Below are 16,312 nucleotides of genomic sequence, written 5' to 3'. Positions count from 1 at the left end.
CATTTGCATCAATGTTGAACAGACCGCGATGTCTTGATACAGCCGCGGCAGATACTCATTACTTTATCAGAGAGATTGGTGGGGGTTCTTGAGTGTTACCCACGATAGCTGCAAATTCAGGATGATTTTCATCGGCAAAACCTGAACTTTACGCAGAACCAGACACCAGGCACCTTGCGAATCCATGCAATCGGTTTAACCAGATCCAGTGTCGAAAATGCCGATTGAAACAATTCTTCGCCTTGTAGCAGTCGGCCATCTGGTTCCCGCAACTGGATTTCGTCTGTCAATTCATCCGTTCGCTCCACAAGTTGATATCTGCCAGAAAGGTCTAACATTTGGATAAGTGCTGCCCGCCGAACACTCCTTGGCGAGCCTGGGTGGTACAAAATTGTTTCTTTCGGCCCAGTCCATGGTGCCGGTGCCAGTCTAGCACGGATCAGCGACGCTGGAAAATACACCAGCAGAAACGTCATCATGTATAAGCCAAAGACCGTCAAGCCCATGAAGAAACCGATCCCCAGGTGAAACGTGGTAGCAAGAGTTAAATAGACCGGTCGCAATCGAGTCCAGATCACGATTGGCAGACCCAATTCCAGCAGGAGTGTACCAATACAGATGGCCGCAAACAGAAACGCAGATACAACTTGTGATGAAACGGCAGCACGCAATAGTGTTTCGTACTCACCAAAACGCATTGGGCCAAATTCTGGAGTTGCCAAAGCCCGCCAGCCCGCTTCATGGTTCCACCAGCTACTCCCTTTTAACTTGGACATTCCTGCCGACATGTAAATAAAGCAATAGTGGATTTGCAACATTCGTATGGCAAAGTTTGCCTGCCAACTGGAAACAGGCCCCGCAAGAGCAGCACTTGCCCACGCAGGTGGGTGTTTGCCTCCACCTAGTACTGCTTTTGCCGCCCGGTAGCGAAGTCTTAGAGCATCCAGAGAAAATGCCGCACCACATGGGGAAATCATCAGGTAAAACAGCAGAATTGTCTGCATGGTATCCTGCCCAAACACATGCAGTGGGGAACGGTGGATATACCAGAGCGAGGCAAACCATACCAGTACCGAGGTCACTCGTGTAAACAGGCCCACGGTGAACAGAAAAGCCACCACAATAACACCAATATGTACCCACCGGATTGTGGTGGGGTCGTGCAGGTGGAAAAAGGTGGAAAGATCCCACGGCCATGCACGTACGCATCACGAGGATCCACCCCCCACTCCAGCAGGTATTGCAGCACATCTTCCCGTAAGGTGGGGTCGGTGGGCAGGTTACTGGGCAAGTCATAATTGTTGGTCAGGGTACCATCCAGATAAAACAACAATCTTCGTCGTTCTTCCACTGGATAAAAACTGAACCAGTCCAGGACAAATCGCTGTTTGGTGGAATCCGGGGGCAACGCTTCGAGAAACTCGCCCGCATCTTCGAGGTAGGCCACCCGCTCCTGAGGAGTCAGATTCGAAAAGAAGATGGGCAGTTGTTTGAGCGCAGGATCATCATCCTTAATAACTGGATTATTCAGTGCCTGACGGAAAAGATCGTACTGTTTGGCGTTCATCCGTGCGACGGCTACCGGAAAACGCATCCCCACCTGATAATACATTTCCCGTTGTTCGGGCATCAATTTGGGATCATTGTTGATGAAAACCATCGTTTTGTCGATAAACCGCAACTGTCTGCGACGTTCTTCCGTACTCGGCTTCAATCGTCGCAGAAATTCAATCACTGCCTCCCGGCGGTGGGGAACCTGGTCGAGCAAGATCGCACTGCGAAAACGCTGTTCTTCCAGCGGTGGCAGAATTTGTGGTTCCTGTCGACGCATTTTGTTGATCATGTCGTGGGGATACCAACCATCCGGCCCCATGAATTCCTGCAACCCATAGCTGTATGCAAACAGGGTGTACAGGAAGATGGTGCCTGTCATAATCCGCATAAACCCCAGAATCGTGGGCGGCGCAGGCAGGAAGAAAAAGCGGCCGAAACTCTCGCCTGCCTGTTTCATCATGGTAATCATTTCAGCAACTCCTTCCTGTGATCTGCACCAGCATGGATGGTCACGACATCGATGTAATAGTCGCTGTACTCATCATCTGTGATGTCGCGTTTCTGGGCCTCGAATACCCGATCCGGTCTGGGGAAGATCGGCACCAGCCAATACAGCATCGGATCTTCCGGGTTTATCAGGCGGCCATCGGCAGAGTATTCTCCCAGATAGAACGGCAAAAACGAGCCTGGGTAGTATGGGTGGGGTTGAATGATGGTACCTTCCGGTTCCACTTTTCGGCCACGGAATTCGTGCACGTCCGGAATCGAATGCTCGACTCGATAGACTTTCATTGATACGATCTTCATACCTGGTAACTGGTACCGCGGGGAACGTGCGATATGTTTCGTAAACGATGGGACCACCAGGTGGGGAATATGCTCTGGTGGGTGGCGATATTCGCTGATGTCCGGAATGTCCGGGTGCTTCGGAAATTCATTGATCACCGCATTCCGCCGACTGACCATTTCCTGGTTTTCGATAGGTGCAATCGATAATTGTTGAGCACCCGTGTGGGCTGCATTTTCAATGGTAGCCAGATAACGGAAGTAAATCAGGCTGAATGGATCTGGATTATCCGTTTCTCGGGATGGCAGTTTTACCCACTTTTTCACCTGCTTGGGTGGTGGTTTGCTGGCATCTTCAATCACATTCGAATTTTCTGGCTGGATTTCTTCATACGTAATGCAGAACCAGCACAAACTTGAAGGGCCGGGATCGGGCGAATAGAACTGGTACGCATTGTTCAGGTAGACAAAATGCAAATAAGGGCGTGCCACCCGAGCCCAGTAATTGGTGGACAGCCACGGTGCCGGTGGGACAGCAGTAATTGCAGAATAAATCCCCATAAAGTGGTAGAAAACGAACACACTAATGAGCACGAATGAGATTTTCCTTGGGATAAAACACGCAATAATAGCCAAAAGTGAGATCACCATGACCATTAGACTCACCGTTTGCATACTATCCCATGAATTGGGAATGGCGGCAAACCAATAACCGGAATTGCCGTCGCCTTGCCCATACCCGTAACACAACAGGCTGCCGAACGCTGCAAACACCCATCCCCCGAACCAGGTGGGACGTTGAGAAATGCCCGCACCGATCAATAACATGCCCAGCCCGCACAACGAAATGCGGATTCCATCCGCAGAGTGCGGTTCCAAAGCCTGCAAACTGGCCCGGGTGTAACCATCAAATCCAATTCGCGGTGCCTTGGTTACAAACCCGGTGATCAATGCTGCCACCACCAGCCGCCAGACCGATAGCACCTGAAAGAACCACTCGGGACGTACTGAAAGGGGGTTCCTGTGGTGCATCACTGTTAAAAATCGTGTTATTCATCCTCAACTCCACCAATTCAACTGTAGTTATCGGTAAGGAAGCGATCGTAGCCTGATAAAAACCTTCGGCGGCAATGTAATGTGGCGATTCGGCGGCATCTTCTACATACACAAACCACTTGCATGGGGGAATGTTGGCAGAAAAATGGGTAAATCACGCGATTTGCAAAGTTTACAAAATCCTGGAATCTGTAAGCATCCACCCGAATTTGTGGTATCCCATAGGTAAAGTTGCTAACCAATGCGCGGGAATTTCGGATTATTCAAGCAGACATTTTACCAAAGTTCTGTAGATTACCCAATATTCCTAAATTAACCTTGACGGTTTAATTTGCCCACATTAGCATCATGGTTAGTTGCGACGATTGTCCCGCCAGTAATTAAAAAATTGTTTTCAACGCAACGACTGGTGGCACCACAAACAGGTGGGACAATAACTTTAAGTGTTTGTGTGGCAACCAGTTACAACACGGAGATACTTCGATGTACAGTATGGTAATGTTAATGGCGATGACGCCTGCACCCGAGCAGCCAACCTGTTTCTTCAAACTGTGCTGCAAACCCAAGATTTCGTTCTGCACCCCTTGCAAGCCGATCTGCGCACCTGCACCTTGTGCAACTCCTTGTGCCGCACCTGCACCCTGTGCAGCTCCTGCACCTTGTGCAACTCCTTGTGCCGCACCTGCACCTTGTGCAACTCCTTGTGCTACCACAACCACCAGCTGCTGCCCCACCCAGAAATGTGGCTTTAAAGGCTGCTTCAGCGGTTGTGGTCTGTTCAGCAAGTTCGGTGGCTGCTTCAACAAAGGTGGCTGTAACACTTGCGAAAGTGCACCAGTTTACACCTCCGCAACCCCCGGTTGTGGCACCGTGGTGATTCCTCCCACCGTGACCGCACCTGTGGTTGAACCCAAAACCATGCCCAAGCCACCCGAAACCCCCAAAGTTGCTCCTAAGGCTCCTGAAGCCCCTAAGTAATTCTGGTTGTTGGCTTGTGTAATTGATTTGTGGACGGTCAGAACAAATTTCCAACCTTGTCCAATTATCCTAAAATGAAAAGAACGACGACTCGGTTCGCCGAGTGCGTCGTTTTTTTATTGATAACGCCCACAAAACATCCCTTGAGCGTTCTGCGGTCTCTGATTATATACCCGCAAGCATCCAGGGGGGCTGGATCAGGGGGTCGGGGAATGAATTCAGTGTTGACACGTCCAAATGCAGAAACCGTTCGCTTTCATCTGTTTTCAAGATCGTTGCATCCCGAATTATTGGAACCTCTGGCAGTGCAGCAGTTTCGGCGGGATGAATACCACCTGCAGTTGGTGCTGACCACCACCGGACATTACTGGAGCTGGACGAGTCCCAGCGGTTTACAATTGTCGGAAATGCTTGCAGTGCAAGACTTTCCGCTGCCTCAGCGTGGGCGAGTTTGCCGCCACCGTTTTGAAGGGGAATTCAGTGATTCATTTCGGATTTCTCCCGAAATTGTTTACCAGACCAGTTTGCAGCGGGAGGAACAATCCTCGCCTGTTTTTCGTAAAATTCATGAAGAACTGCTCGCCGATGGGCAAAATCGTGGGCTGATCTACCATTTTCATGCTGATCAACGCTTCGCCCTGGCCCCACTGAGCCTGGTAACAGTCGATGGGTGCGTCGATTGCCTGCACATCAATGCCTTCCATACCTTCCCTGAAGAAGGGATCATCCTGAAAACGATGTCGATGATCGAAACTATCACCAAAAAATAATTCTGATAATTTTCATTTTCTCATTTTTTCATAAGTGCTTACGATGAAACGACTTGAGCAATTGCAGCTAATTGAGCAGCACAAAATTGTCGCCGTGGTGCGTGCCCCACAGCCCGATCAACTGGTAGAAGTGCTGCACGCACTGGCCGCAGGTGGGATTCGGGTTGCCGAGGTCACCTTCACCGTTCCCGATGCCGATCAAGTCATCCGGGCTGCGAAAAAGCAACTTGGTGAGAAAATTCTCATCGGTGCGGGGACGATTCTGGATACAGAAACCGCACGAATCGCAATTATGGCGGGTGCCGAGTTTCTGGTATCCCCCACCGTGAATGTGGATGTGATTGCTCTGGCCCACCGCTACGATCGGGCGATAATGCCCGGTGCGTTTACCCCCACAGAGATACTGGCGGCCTGGGAAGCTGGTGCGGATATCGTGAAAGTCTTTCCAGCAGAGTGTTTAGGGCCGAAGTTCTTTAAGGCGATGCGTGGCCCACTGCCCCAGATTAAGCTGATGCCCACTGGCGGGGTCGATCTGACCACTGCAGGCGACTTTCTGGCCGCAGGTGCGTGTGCCCTGGGCATCGGCAGCCAACTCGTCGACCCACACATGATCGCAAAATCAGACTTCACCGGCCTGACAGAACTGGCTAAAAAGTATGTAAAAGCAGTAATCGCCGCTTAAATCAAATGCACACGTGCATTGGATTTCACCTCTTTACTCGATTTTATTGCTAAGTATACGCCGCTACAACTCATCGACCTCGCTGCTTTGAAATGGTTATGGTCAGGACCTTCGTTGCCAACGAAAATTCTTGATGAATATACGAGCATTGATATTTTCATCCCAATCAACTTGTAGCCCTGCTGCTTTGAATGCAAGGCATAGCTGTTGTCCAATAGCAACACCTTTCGCTTGATCATCCGAGAAGTGGCCGAACGCAATACAAAGCCCATGCCCATCGAGCGCATGTTCCACATCCTGTTCCGTGAAAAAACAAAACCCCGTGTAATCTGACTTCTTTCCACCGGCTTCACGATAGACATCTGAAACCTCTTCCAAGCCGTCTGAAAGAGTAAAACCAGCCATCTGCAGAGCGATGATACCCACCTGTTCGAGGGAGATAAAAGCAAGTTCAAGTCGGTCACAATCAGTCACTTCTGGCCAGGAAAGTTCAGCTTGCTGCTTCGCCTCAACTTCATCAAGTATCAATTGTTGAAGCCAATCTTCACTCACTTCATCATCATTGCCCAGCTGCTCTTCGATCAGAAGTCGCACTTCCTGATGATCATACATACCTGACCAGATGTAGAATTTGGCCCATTCTCGAATATCTTCCTTCGTGACTCCTGCCATCAACTCACCTCGTTTAATCTCAAATTGGATTGAGATTCAATTTCCATCTAGGTTTATCAGCCATCCAAAGCACCTGTTAACTCCAATTGGCTGCCGATGTACTGGGCAACTCGTCGATCCACACATGATCGCAAACTCAGACTTCACCAGCCTGACAGAACTGGCCAAAAAGTATGTAAAAGCAGTCGAAAAATCCTGATCTTACAGCAGTGTCGAAAATCGAACATGCAACTGCTTCTTAGGGAAGTTCCATTGGCTCGATCGGTTCTACATTTAAACACGGGATGCAGGGTGGATTACCAGTCTCGCCAATGTTAAAGTTTACTGTTGCAACTGGAGTTGTTCCACCATTGACAAACATATGCAAAGTATGGGGATTATTGTCGGCAACGAAACCATAATCTGCAAAGTCTCTTTTCCAATTCGTACCGTTGACCGTAGCAGATTGCTTGTCGACTAATGTACTCTGTGCGACGTTGACCAGTGATAGTTGCACCGTAGCACCTGACACACACGTACCGCATGCTGTAAACGTTTCCGTCGTAAAATAACAGCCACTTTGTGGAGTAGTAATGGCATTACCCGAAAGCATCGCTGCAGGGGTTATTGAGGACGAATCACTCATTTCTGACTACCTTTTGAAGTATTTGTGAAGACTACATTTCTGAACGCGATAATCCCATCGCTGGCATATATACCAATACTTCTACTTGCGCGGAAGCTGCTGAACTTTGGAGTTTGGTCTTCGGGAATGATCGAATTGACAGTAACTGCATTCAAACGGGAAAATGGTATTGTTTGAGTGCGTTCACTGCCATCAAAATATAAGCTGAATGTTGCAGAGTCTCTTTCGAATCTAATTGATAATTTTCTCCAACGATTCATGATTGATCTATTATGTACAGCTGAAAATAGGAAAGCTGATTTATCCGGCAATTGCAGATTCGTATGCCAGAAGTGGGGCAGATCAACGCGATTATCGAGCATGCAGCAATCTGAGATCATTACATGATGATCGTCTCGAAACTGCTTCGACGTTCTTTCATAACCTTGCCAATAGTCGCTGAATTTTAACGTAAAGAAGTGAGATCCCTGATTGAAAGAACCTTCGTAAAAATTCAGATGTTCGAATCCGAAATATAATCCTACCTCAGATCCAGTATCTCCATTAGCTGCACAATGTCGTATTTCGGCAGTTATTTCAAACTCGGAATGGTGGGCATCTTCCACTAATTCCAGCAATGAGATAACACTAGTTTGGAATGAGCAGGCTTCATCACCAGTGATTCTCGTTGCGAGCAAGCTAGGACCTGATTTCCAGTCGTACCAGTCTGGGAGGCCTTTTTCGCCGATAATCGTCAGTTTTTCGCCCGGTTGCAGATTGCGTATTTTTTCGTGCAGCACTTGCTTATGGTCAATTGGTTCTGGCGCAGACACCTGGACAATTGGCCGATTCGGTTTGATTAAGGCTGCTGCCCCGAGCCCCCCCATTGCGAGCAAGGCAACTACCACGGTGGTTTGCCGGTAATTTCGCTTGAACCGATTTATCAGCTTCTGGATCGGCGTTAATGGTCTCGCGATTGTGGGTTTTCCGTCAAGCCAATTCCTTAAGTCCTGCTGAAATTCCCCTGCACTACCGTATCTGCCAGACGGCTCAAAACTGGTTGCCTTGGCTAAAATCGCTTCCAGAACAGGATCAATCTTGGGCAGATATTGCCGCACGGAAGGCATCGGTGTATTTGCAATCTGGCTGAGAATTGCTACCAACGATAGTTCATCGTAAGGTGTTTTGCCAGCAAGGCTTTGATAAAGCGATATCCCCAACGAGTAAATGTCACTGCTTGCGGTCGCTTGCTGGCCGTTCGCCTGTTCCGGTGCCATATACTTAGCAGTACCAAGCACTACCTGCGGTGCCGTCAGTTCGGTGTATTCTTCCGACTTAACTAATCCAAAATCCGACAGTTTTACTTTGCCGGTCTTTTCTTCCACCAGAAGATTCGCTGGTTTGATATCCCGGTGTACCAGACCATAATTGTGGGCATGTTGCACGGCCCCCGCCAGATCTGCAAACATCTGTGCTGCTGCCCGCGTTTCCAGCGGTTGCTGATGGATCAAATTGCTCAATGAAGATCCGTTGATGAACTCCATCGTGAAATAGATCTGCTCGTCGGTTTGATGGTAGCTGTAATGCCGGACAATGTGGTCATGCTCTTTCAGAGTGACCAATGCCTTAGCTTCGCGGAGAAACCGCTTTTTGTCGTCTTCACTCGCAGCACTACCCAGCCGCATCATCTTTAACGCAACAAGGTCATCGGTGTGCAGTCGTCGCGCCAGATAAACAATCCCCATCCCGCCTTTGCCCAGAATCGAAATGATTTCATGCCCCGGAATGGTCGGAAAGTTTATTTCGGGAGATTTCTGGTATTCTGTGCAAGTATGCGTGGCAACTGCATGAAACTCTTCGTCGGGCAACGTCCGAGTATCAACGTTTTCGACAGAATCTGGAGAGAAGCTAGGTACTTCGAGAAGCACCGCACTCTTTGTTAATTCTTCTTCCTGAATCGACGTTTGCGATTTGCCACAGGAGGGACAGGTTACCACCCCCTGCACACTGGGCAGTGGTGTCGCACAAACGATGCAGGAGTACGAACTAGGCATCTGACGGCGGAGGCTCTTCATGACGAAGTATTAATATTTTGACAGAATAATTTTGCTGATGCAATACTAAAATAAAATGCATTTTTTCAATTTTTTGCCAGATTCAGAAAGCAACAAAACTTTTTATATAACCAATAAGTTATGCTGCAGATGACGCGGATTATTTTTGGTTGAAATTGGATAGTGCCAACAGTTTGTCAAAACATTCCGATTTACCCTGGAATGAGACCGCGCTGAGTACTGGCAGCAATGCCATCTTTTGAAAAGCAAACCAACAAGTGCCAAGGAAGTGATCGATTTGATGTCAATCCCCTACCACTTCCCCAGCAGGGTGCGTGGGTCGTATTTCCCCCAGGGGATGTGGGGCCAGCTGTAGCCATACATCTCGCCAATTGCCCAGCCGGCTGCGGCAATCAGCATGAAAACGCCTATTCTGCCCAGCCACGTGCGGCCCTGATTACGCAATACGCCCGTCAGAGGCCAAAGTAGCCAGGTAATGGCATCGTACAGCATATTAATGAGAATCAGTGGGTTGGGCATCCCTCTGCGGGTGGCACTTTCAGCAAAAGGAACTTCCTCTAATTCTCCAGCACCTACTGCAGCCTGGGGTGCAGGTGGGGCTTCCACTATGGGTGGCTGTGCACCCGGTCCGTGGTAGATCTGGGGTTGAGGAAGTTCATCGGGCGAATTGCCCGAAGTCCCTACTGTGGCAGGCTGTTTCGCAAAATACCCACTGGCCTTCGGTGGCTGAATATCATCCGGATTTGCGACCGATTTGCCCCACGATATTAAGGATGGTTCCGGATCGGGCTGGATTTTCAGTTCCCCAGGTTCGCCTGGTTCGGGGATTTCCACTTTCCACGATTTCACCACCGGCGGGGCGCTATCTTCAACAGGCACCTCCGACGCCAATGGAGGCAGGGCCAGCATCCGCTTGATCATTGCATCAATTTCTTCTAACTGTTGACGGGTGGGCACTTGCGCGTGTGGTAAACCTGCAGACATTTCCATTCCATCCTTGGAAAAAACTTCCCGCATTTTAACATAATCTCATTGGTGCTGAAAAGAGGAACTGGGCCGATTCGCTTCATTTCCGCTAAGTGCTTGTACAATAATCACTTAAGTAAATCTAGGTGCTGCCGTCGAGAAGAAAATGGAATACCGCGTGGGCTCCGGTCACGATACGCACCGCCTGGTGGCAGGGCGTCCGTTGATTCTGGTTGCTTTTTTCAGTAACCAACACACTACTCACTTACATCAGATAAAATAATGCACTTTGGGTGTGTTTTTTGAAATTGTGTTTGACCTTTGAATGTGATTTTTGTGTCCGAGAATGAAATTACTTCCAATTTAGTGAGCACTTTTAGTTTGCTCAGGCCAGAATTTGTGATTCGATTTCCAGAAAAACTCAAAGATTTTAAGTTTTTGCAGGCAGCTATTTGTTCCAATCCTCTGTTCGATAGATTTGTTCTTGCCAAATACAAAATTTCAAGATTTTCCAGTGCTTCTAATTGAGATAATCCTCGATCAGAAATTTTTGTATCATTCAAAAATAAAGATTGCAATTTTGTCAAATTTTTCAGAGACTCAAAACTTTTCGTGGTAACTTGGGTGTGACCCAAATGCAAATGTTGTAACTCAGTTAACTTTGCAATTTGCTCGATCCCAGAATCAGCGACAGATGTATAGTCTAACACAAGAGTTTGTAAGTTTGCCAATGAATTAATGTATTTCATCCCTTTATCAGTCACTTTGGTAGAAGACAAAATAAGTGTTTGCAAGTGCTGAAAATTTGCAATGTGTTTTAAATTTTCATCAGTAATATTCGAGTCTCTTAATCCAAGTGTTTGCAAATGCTCCAGAACAAGAAGAGATTTCACTCCTTCATCTGTAATTTGCATTTTTGCCACAAGCAAGAATGTAATATTCGGGAACTTAGCGAGTGCGTTTAATCCTTTGGTTGTACTTTCTTGTGAAAGCAAAATTAGCCCGAATTTACCACTTGGTATTGGTAACGTTTCTAATTCTCCTTCGTTCCAGTTGCGCACTTTAAACCCTGGGATATCCCCAGGAATTGGTTCCCCATCTGTAATAAATCGGAAATATTCTGAATGGAAAGGTCGAATCCAGCCGAATTCACACCCTGCATTTGCCCATGCCTGTAGTACTTCTTTAGATTGTTTTTTAGGTAATTCTGAAACTTTACCTTTCGGTGCTGCAGTGAGATTGCACACAGATACCAGCTCGATTAAAAATAAAACCGTTATCTGCCAAAAAACGGAACCAAGGTGCAGAAATTGCATTTCAGGCCTTTTAAGTTTTACACGGAATGTAATCGATAAAAAGATCATCGTTTGGTGGCTTCAATACCATTCCATCCTTGGAAAAAACTTCCCGCATTTTAACATAATCTCATTGGTGCTGAAAAGAGGAACTGGGCCGATTCGCTTCAATTCCGCTAAGTGCTTGTACAATAAACACTTAAGTAAATCTAGGTGCTGCCGTCGAGAAGAAAATGGAATACCGCGTGGGCTCCGGTCACGATACGCACCGCCTGGTGGCAGGGCGTCCGTTGATTCTGGGAGGAGTGAAAATCGACTACCACCTCGGCCTCGACGGTCATTCCGATGCGGATATTGTGCTGCACGCACTGACCGATGCCATTCTGGGTGCAGCAGGTCTGGGCGACATTGGAGATGCCTTTCCAGATACTGATCCGGCAAATTTTCAGGCCGATTCTCAAATATTTTTAGATGCGGCAATAAACAAGGTGTCTTCTTTGGGCTGCGAACTGGTGAATGCCGATATCACCATCTTTGCTCAGGTGCCAAAACTGGGCCCGGTAAAGGAGCAGATTCGCACGCACGTGGCAGAAATTCTGCACTTGCCCACCCGGAGGGTGAATGTGAAGGCGAAAACTGGCGAAAACGTGGGTCACATTGGGCGAAAAGAAGCTCTCGGGTGCCACGTGGTGGTGCTGCTGAAGATTCCCACAGACGATAGTGCCGAGCACCATAATAATTAATGAAATTTAATTCACTATCAGAAAATTACTTCGATTTTTCGTGAGACAGGACTGAAATATGAAGAAAGAGTTTGCGTTGTGTGGCGTGGGCCATGCCATTGTTGATATTTTTGTAGAAGTGGGGGAGGATGATTTCTCCACAATGGGCTTTGAACGTGGCACCATGCGGATGGTGGAAAAGGCCGATCAACTGCAATTATTAGACCGTTTTCAGAAAAGTGAGCCCCGCCTGGTCAGTGGTGGTTCCGTGGGAAATTCCACGATTGCCTTCGCCCAACTGGGTGGCAAAGCGGCATTTATCAGTTGTGTGGGTGATGATCGCTATGGCCTGCACTACGAACGAGAATTCGAACAACTGAAAATTGAAATGGGCAACCCGGTGATTGTGGGTGAAACCACTGGCACATGCATCTGCGTGATTACGCCCGATGCGGAACGTACCATGCGGACTTTTCTGGGTGTTTCCAGCCACCTGGCCCCACGTCACGTGCAGCACGACCGAAACCTGATTGAAGCCAGCGAGTGGGTGTTCATCGAAGGTTACATGTTCGCCAATGTACCATCGGGACAGGAAGCGATCGTCGAAATTCTGAAAATTGCAAAACAAGCTGGCACCAAGGTTGCGGTAACCTGTTCGGATGGATTTATTCCCGAAGTCTTTACGGAGCCGTTCTTTAACGCACTCCAGCACACCGATCTGCTGTTTTGCAATGCAGCCGAAGCGATGTCGATCACCAAGACCGAAACCGCACAAGAGGCATTTGCCAGTCTGGTCGATCGCGTTCCCAATTCCGTGGTGACCGATGGCCCCAACGGTGCCTTCATTCGTTACAACCACCAGGAAAGCCACGTGCCGGCATATTCGTGCACCCCACGCGACCTCACCGGTGCTGGGGACATGTTTGCGGGTGCGTTTCTGTACGGGATTTCCAGTGGCATGCCCGCACCCCAGGCCGCAAAGGGAGCGAACTTTTTAGCCATGAAAGTAATCTCTCAGGTGGGGGCCCGTCTGCACCACGGTGCGGAAGAATTTTTCACAGTCTCCAAACAGGGTTAATTGATTATGCCGAAGGTGCGTGCCTTCATTGCGTTTGATTTGTCGTCCGGCAGCCAGAGTAATGTCAGCAGGCTGCTGGAAACGCTGCAAAACGACCCCCACGGCGGGCAGGTCAAGTGGATGGTGCCCGATTTAATGCACATCACCTTGCACTTTCTCGGCCAGATTCCATCCCGCGATGTAGTGCCACTGTGCCGCCTGCTGGACAATGTGGGCAAAAAGATCCCACCGTTCCGGGTGATGCTGAAAGGACTTGGTGGCTTTCCGAACAACCGGCGACCGAAAATCCTCTGGGCGGGCATGACTGAAGGTGCCGAACCACTGGAAAAATTGCACGATGCCCTTGCCACTCGGCTGGAAGAGATGGGGGAATACCGCCGCGAATCGCGTGGTTACACCCCCCACCTGACCCTGGGACGATTGAACAAGGAAGCTGACCAGGACTACTGGAGCACCATCATTCAGAAATATGAGAAATGGGACGGTGGCTACTCTCACGTCAGCGAGATTCTGCTGTACCAGAGTGAACTTCGCCACGACGGCCCACAGTACAGCATCATCGGCCGCGCAGACCTGCGGGGATAAATGGCAAGTTAGAGTTCTACGAAAAGTCCAATTCTTGAAGTACACTACTTTTCAGCCAACCCAAGATTTCGGTAAAATACAGATGAGTCATATCGAATCATCCTTATCAGGCTATTTGGCACTTGTCGTTTACTGTGCAAAAATCAATTGAAAATCTACTGGCATGCGTGACATCCAAGTACGGTGGTTTGCCGAATCTGATGTAGCGGCGATTCACAAGATGATCGAAACTGAACCGAATGTGGTTTATCAGAACGATGAAGGGCAAACTGTTGTTTGGGTACCGTTGCGAATCGTATCGATCGAACCGCTCACGATAACAGAATCCGGACTAGAGGTCATTGGATTTACTACCACGGCTGACGAGCTTGCAAATCTCATCCATGAATAATTTATAGCAAATCGTAGAAATGCTGAAGCGGATTATTATATAGCCAAAGCGTTATACTAACTGGTGACGCGGATTTTGTTTTGCAGTGGGCGGCCACGCAAGTGAGGCCGTAGGATTTCCTGTGCCAACTGCTTCAAAAAATAGCTTTTGACAGTGCCCGAAACGGTGATGCATATTTCACTGGTGTGCACAATCAAATCACAGAAGCGACAATCGACATGTCTGGAAAGCACCACCTGCAGATCTTCTGCCGTAACTCCTTTTCTGGTAGTGGTTTGCGTTGAATCGAACGTCATCGGTGCCATGATTCCCTCCAGGTTGAACATCGCCAAACGGCGTATGGGGTTCCACCCCATTTCAAGTTGTAGATGTGATGGTACCACAACACGTGGGACGATTCAAGGAAAAATTATCCTGCATGCAATTTCTTCCTTTCTTCCCTGTCAACATTCTGCCCGCACTTCGCCTAAGTCGTTGGCCTGCCAGTACTTACCGCTGATAAGGTCCATGCAGGTCAGCCAGCCATTGCCATAGGCCCAGGTATCCAGACAAATTACCCCTGGCAGCACCAGTGGGGTGCCATTTCGTTGCTCGGTGTGCCCACAAACAATTGTTTTCCCCGAACAGTGGGGCCGAAAACGCTCCGGATTCAGCACTTCCCAATGAAGATCGTTGGTCTCCTGATTCTGAAGTGGGCGATCCGGATGAAGACCCGCGTGCACAAAAATGAACTCTTCCGTTTCGTACCAGTCGGACAGACGATCCAAAAATAACCAGTGGGCATCCGGAACACTTTCAATCGTGGGGCCATTCACATGATCCGCATACGATTCCAACGCTTCCTGACCACCCACGGCCTGCCAGAATCGCCGATCACTCCGCGAGTGGCGTGCCTGCACCATCATGATTTCGTGATTCCCACGCAGGAGGGTCCAGTTTTCAGCCAGTTGGTGCTTCCGAAGGTATTCAATTACCCCACGACTATCAGGGCCACGATCAATGTAGTCGCCCAGCATTACAATTTCATCATCTTCCGTGGGCTTCACCACCCCCAGCAATGTTTCCAGTGCAGTCAGGCAGCCGTGCACATCGCCAATTGCCAATAATCGTGCCATGAAATCACCTGAACGCCCAATGCACTTTAGTGTTACAAAGGTAGCAAATACGAACCTGATTGGTTATTTTATTCATACTTCTGTAAAAATCAGTCATTGTCATTCAATTCCTGCACGTGCTCCCAGAATGGACCTGCATCGAATTGCCCCGGGAAGCCAGTTGGCAAACAGCATCGCTTCCCACTCACCATTTTCATCCAGAAGTATCATGATTCCTCGGCCAATTGCAGATATGCTGCTATACAACCCATATGAACCCAAACAGGACTCCCAAACACCTGAACAGCGATGCTCGATGCGGGATTCGTAGTGACATCCCATGCCCATTGCATATAACGATAGCTGAAAGATTCACCTGAAAACGTACCGTAACTGCTGAAATAATGACTGCACGAACTGACCACGAATGGAAACCCCAGGCATTGGCTATAATTAGTCTGTTCGGACTAATTGCCGTTGTGATGCGTTTACTGCCACCTGAAATGCGGGTGTGGTGGAATATCACCCCGATTGGTGGGCTGGCCGTATTTGCTGGTGCACGCCTGCGACTGGGTTATGCCTTACTAGTGCCAGTGCTGGTCATGGCGGTGTGCGATACCCTGTTCTACGCCACCAAGGGCTGGTATCCATCGCCGTATTCCTACCTGGGCTTTGCTGCCTACGTGGTACTGGGGTACCTGCTGGCAAGGAAAAGTGCCAGTCTTGTGAAGCCAGCGGTAGCAGGTCTGACCGGCTATGTGCTGTTTTTCTTCATTACCAATACAGGTGCCTGGATTGAACCCGCACTGCCGGAATACGCCCCACAGACCTGGCAGACTTTGCTGCTGAGCTATCGCAAAGGCTTGGAATTCATGACCGCACAAGACTATGGGGTGGCAAAAATGCTCGCCCAGGTGGGACTGGACGTGATCACTGCGGTGGGACTGGTTGCATTACACGCACGTCTGGCACGTCAATACAATCCCGCAGAATTACCCGCGTAA

At 48.8% G+C, this 16,312-nt stretch carries 18 protein-coding genes; 7 read left to right on the top strand and 11 right to left on the bottom strand.

Translation table 11 applies throughout. The annotated features are described in order from the left end of the window. Positions 1–128: 128 nt before the first annotated feature. From R3B84_02025 to R3B84_02010, 4 genes are all read right to left on the bottom strand, one after another. On the bottom strand, positions 129–1,118 hold the full coding sequence (locus R3B84_02025; GenBank protein ID MEZ6139324.1) for a hypothetical protein: 990 nt from the start codon (positions 1,116–1,118) through the stop codon (positions 129–131). Next, positions 1,079–2,023, bottom strand: a complete 945-nt coding sequence (locus tag R3B84_02020; GenBank protein ID MEZ6139323.1) for a hypothetical protein — start codon at positions 2,021–2,023, stop codon at positions 1,079–1,081. Before R3B84_02020 ends, R3B84_02025 begins: the two co-directional genes overlap by 40 nt. Continuing rightward, positions 2,020–3,372 (bottom strand): hypothetical protein, encoded by a 1,353-nt coding sequence (locus tag R3B84_02015; GenBank protein ID MEZ6139322.1) that lies wholly within the window; start codon positions 3,370–3,372, stop codon positions 2,020–2,022. The genes R3B84_02020 and R3B84_02015 overlap by 4 nt, the downstream gene beginning before the upstream one ends. A gap of 404 nt (positions 3,373–3,776) precedes the next feature. After that, positions 3,777–4,181, bottom strand: a complete 405-nt coding sequence (locus R3B84_02010; protein MEZ6139321.1) for a hypothetical protein — start codon at positions 4,179–4,181, stop codon at positions 3,777–3,779. A 405-nt stretch (positions 4,182–4,586) separates the two neighbouring features. Here R3B84_02010 and R3B84_02005 point away from each other — a divergent pair, with 405 nt between their 5' ends. Further along, positions 4,587–5,144, top strand: coding sequence for a DUF2617 family protein (locus R3B84_02005; GenBank protein MEZ6139320.1), 558 nt, complete (start codon positions 4,587–4,589; stop codon positions 5,142–5,144). Positions 5,145–5,187: 43 nt separating this feature from the next. Continuing rightward, entirely contained in the window at positions 5,188–5,826 is a 639-nt protein-coding gene (gene eda, locus R3B84_02000) for a bifunctional 4-hydroxy-2-oxoglutarate aldolase/2-dehydro-3-deoxy-phosphogluconate aldolase (GenBank protein ID MEZ6139319.1), read from the top strand. Positions 5,827–5,928: 102 nt separating this feature from the next. On the opposite strand, the gene R3B84_01995 is transcribed toward eda, so the two are convergent. The 5 genes from R3B84_01995 to R3B84_01975 all read right to left on the bottom strand — a co-directional run bounded on the left by R3B84_01995 (position 5,929) and on the right by R3B84_01975 (position 11,507). Further along, the gene (locus R3B84_01995; GenBank protein ID MEZ6139318.1) at positions 5,929–6,498 is read right to left on the bottom strand and encodes a hypothetical protein; all 570 of its coding nucleotides are present in this window, start codon (positions 6,496–6,498) and stop codon (positions 5,929–5,931) included. Positions 6,499–6,736: 238 nt separating this feature from the next. Next, complete coding sequence (locus R3B84_01990; protein MEZ6139317.1) at positions 6,737–7,123, bottom strand: hypothetical protein; 387 nt, start codon at positions 7,121–7,123, stop codon at positions 6,737–6,739. Next, entirely contained in the window at positions 7,120–9,156 is a 2,037-nt protein-coding gene (locus R3B84_01985) for a protein kinase (protein MEZ6139316.1), read from the bottom strand. The genes R3B84_01990 and R3B84_01985 overlap by 4 nt, the downstream gene beginning before the upstream one ends. 312 nt (positions 9,157–9,468) lie before the next feature. Beyond that, positions 9,469–10,161: a hypothetical protein gene (locus tag R3B84_01980; protein ID MEZ6139315.1), complete on the bottom strand. Its 693-nt coding sequence runs from the start codon at positions 10,159–10,161 to the stop codon at positions 9,469–9,471. A gap of 239 nt (positions 10,162–10,400) precedes the next feature. Then, on the bottom strand, positions 10,401–11,507 hold the full coding sequence (locus tag R3B84_01975; GenBank protein ID MEZ6139314.1) for a hypothetical protein: 1,107 nt from the start codon (positions 11,505–11,507) through the stop codon (positions 10,401–10,403). Positions 11,508–11,671: 164 nt separating this feature from the next. Here R3B84_01975 and ispF point away from each other — a divergent pair, with 164 nt between their 5' ends. The 4 genes from ispF (at position 11,672) to R3B84_01955 (ending at position 14,214) form a co-directional block, all read left to right on the top strand. Beyond that, the gene (ispF, locus tag R3B84_01970; GenBank protein ID MEZ6139313.1) at positions 11,672–12,181 is read left to right on the top strand and encodes a 2-C-methyl-D-erythritol 2,4-cyclodiphosphate synthase; all 510 of its coding nucleotides are present in this window, start codon (positions 11,672–11,674) and stop codon (positions 12,179–12,181) included. 58 nt (positions 12,182–12,239) lie between these two features. After that, the gene (locus R3B84_01965) at positions 12,240–13,238 is read left to right on the top strand and encodes an adenosine kinase (protein MEZ6139312.1); all 999 of its coding nucleotides are present in this window, start codon (positions 12,240–12,242) and stop codon (positions 13,236–13,238) included. Between the two features lie 6 nt (positions 13,239–13,244). Then, the gene (gene thpR / locus R3B84_01960; GenBank protein ID MEZ6139311.1) at positions 13,245–13,823 is read left to right on the top strand and encodes an RNA 2',3'-cyclic phosphodiesterase; all 579 of its coding nucleotides are present in this window, start codon (positions 13,245–13,247) and stop codon (positions 13,821–13,823) included. A 163-nt stretch (positions 13,824–13,986) separates the two neighbouring features. Continuing rightward, entirely contained in the window at positions 13,987–14,214 is a 228-nt protein-coding gene (locus R3B84_01955) for a hypothetical protein (GenBank protein ID MEZ6139310.1), read from the top strand. A 56-nt stretch (positions 14,215–14,270) separates the two neighbouring features. On the opposite strand, the gene R3B84_01950 is transcribed toward R3B84_01955, so the two are convergent. Next, entirely contained in the window at positions 14,271–14,519 is a 249-nt protein-coding gene (locus tag R3B84_01950) for a hypothetical protein (protein MEZ6139309.1), read from the bottom strand. Positions 14,520–14,657: 138 nt separating this feature from the next. Then, on the bottom strand, positions 14,658–15,329 hold the full coding sequence (locus R3B84_01945; GenBank protein MEZ6139308.1) for a metallophosphoesterase family protein: 672 nt from the start codon (positions 15,327–15,329) through the stop codon (positions 14,658–14,660). A 383-nt stretch (positions 15,330–15,712) separates the two neighbouring features. Here R3B84_01945 and R3B84_01940 point away from each other — a divergent pair, with 383 nt between their 5' ends. Further along, on the top strand, positions 15,713–16,312 hold the full coding sequence (locus R3B84_01940; GenBank protein ID MEZ6139307.1) for a DUF6580 family putative transport protein: 600 nt from the start codon (positions 15,713–15,715) through the stop codon (positions 16,310–16,312).

Origin of the sequence: Zavarzinella sp. (assembly GCA_041399155.1) — a bacterium.
Taxonomy (GTDB): Bacteria; Planctomycetota; Planctomycetia; order Gemmatales; family Gemmataceae; genus JAWKTI01.
This window is presented reverse-complemented; position numbering and strand designations above follow the sequence as displayed.

Excerpts from the sequence above, each read along its gene's own strand:
- R3B84_01975 (MEZ6139314.1), bottom strand. The coding sequence starts at position 11,507 with ATGATCTTTTTATCGATTACATTCCGTGTAAAACTTAAAAGGCCTGAA.
- eda (MEZ6139319.1), top strand. The coding sequence starts at position 5,188 with ATGAAACGACTTGAGCAATTGCAGCTAATTGAGCAGCACAAAATTGTC.
- R3B84_02015 (MEZ6139322.1), bottom strand. The coding sequence starts at position 3,372 with ATGCACCACAGGAACCCCCTTTCAGTACGTCCCGAGTGGTTCTTTCAG.
- R3B84_01965 (MEZ6139312.1), top strand. The coding sequence starts at position 12,240 with ATGAAGAAAGAGTTTGCGTTGTGTGGCGTGGGCCATGCCATTGTTGAT.
- R3B84_01990 (MEZ6139317.1), bottom strand. The coding sequence starts at position 7,123 with ATGAGTGATTCGTCCTCAATAACCCCTGCAGCGATGCTTTCGGGTAAT.
- ispF (MEZ6139313.1), top strand. The coding sequence starts at position 11,672 with ATGGAATACCGCGTGGGCTCCGGTCACGATACGCACCGCCTGGTGGCA.
- R3B84_02020 (MEZ6139323.1), bottom strand. The coding sequence starts at position 2,023 with ATGATTACCATGATGAAACAGGCAGGCGAGAGTTTCGGCCGCTTTTTC.
- R3B84_01940 (MEZ6139307.1), top strand. The coding sequence starts at position 15,713 with ATGACTGCACGAACTGACCACGAATGGAAACCCCAGGCATTGGCTATA.
- thpR (MEZ6139311.1), top strand. The coding sequence starts at position 13,245 with ATGCCGAAGGTGCGTGCCTTCATTGCGTTTGATTTGTCGTCCGGCAGC.
- R3B84_02005 (MEZ6139320.1), top strand. The coding sequence starts at position 4,587 with ATGAATTCAGTGTTGACACGTCCAAATGCAGAAACCGTTCGCTTTCAT.
- R3B84_01985 (MEZ6139316.1), bottom strand. The coding sequence starts at position 9,156 with ATGCCTAGTTCGTACTCCTGCATCGTTTGTGCGACACCACTGCCCAGT.
- R3B84_01945 (MEZ6139308.1), bottom strand. The coding sequence starts at position 15,329 with ATGGCACGATTATTGGCAATTGGCGATGTGCACGGCTGCCTGACTGCA.
- R3B84_01950 (MEZ6139309.1), bottom strand. The coding sequence starts at position 14,519 with ATGGCACCGATGACGTTCGATTCAACGCAAACCACTACCAGAAAAGGA.
- R3B84_01995 (MEZ6139318.1), bottom strand. The coding sequence starts at position 6,498 with ATGGCAGGAGTCACGAAGGAAGATATTCGAGAATGGGCCAAATTCTAC.
- R3B84_01980 (MEZ6139315.1), bottom strand. The coding sequence starts at position 10,161 with ATGTCTGCAGGTTTACCACACGCGCAAGTGCCCACCCGTCAACAGTTA.
- R3B84_01955 (MEZ6139310.1), top strand. The coding sequence starts at position 13,987 with ATGCGTGACATCCAAGTACGGTGGTTTGCCGAATCTGATGTAGCGGCG.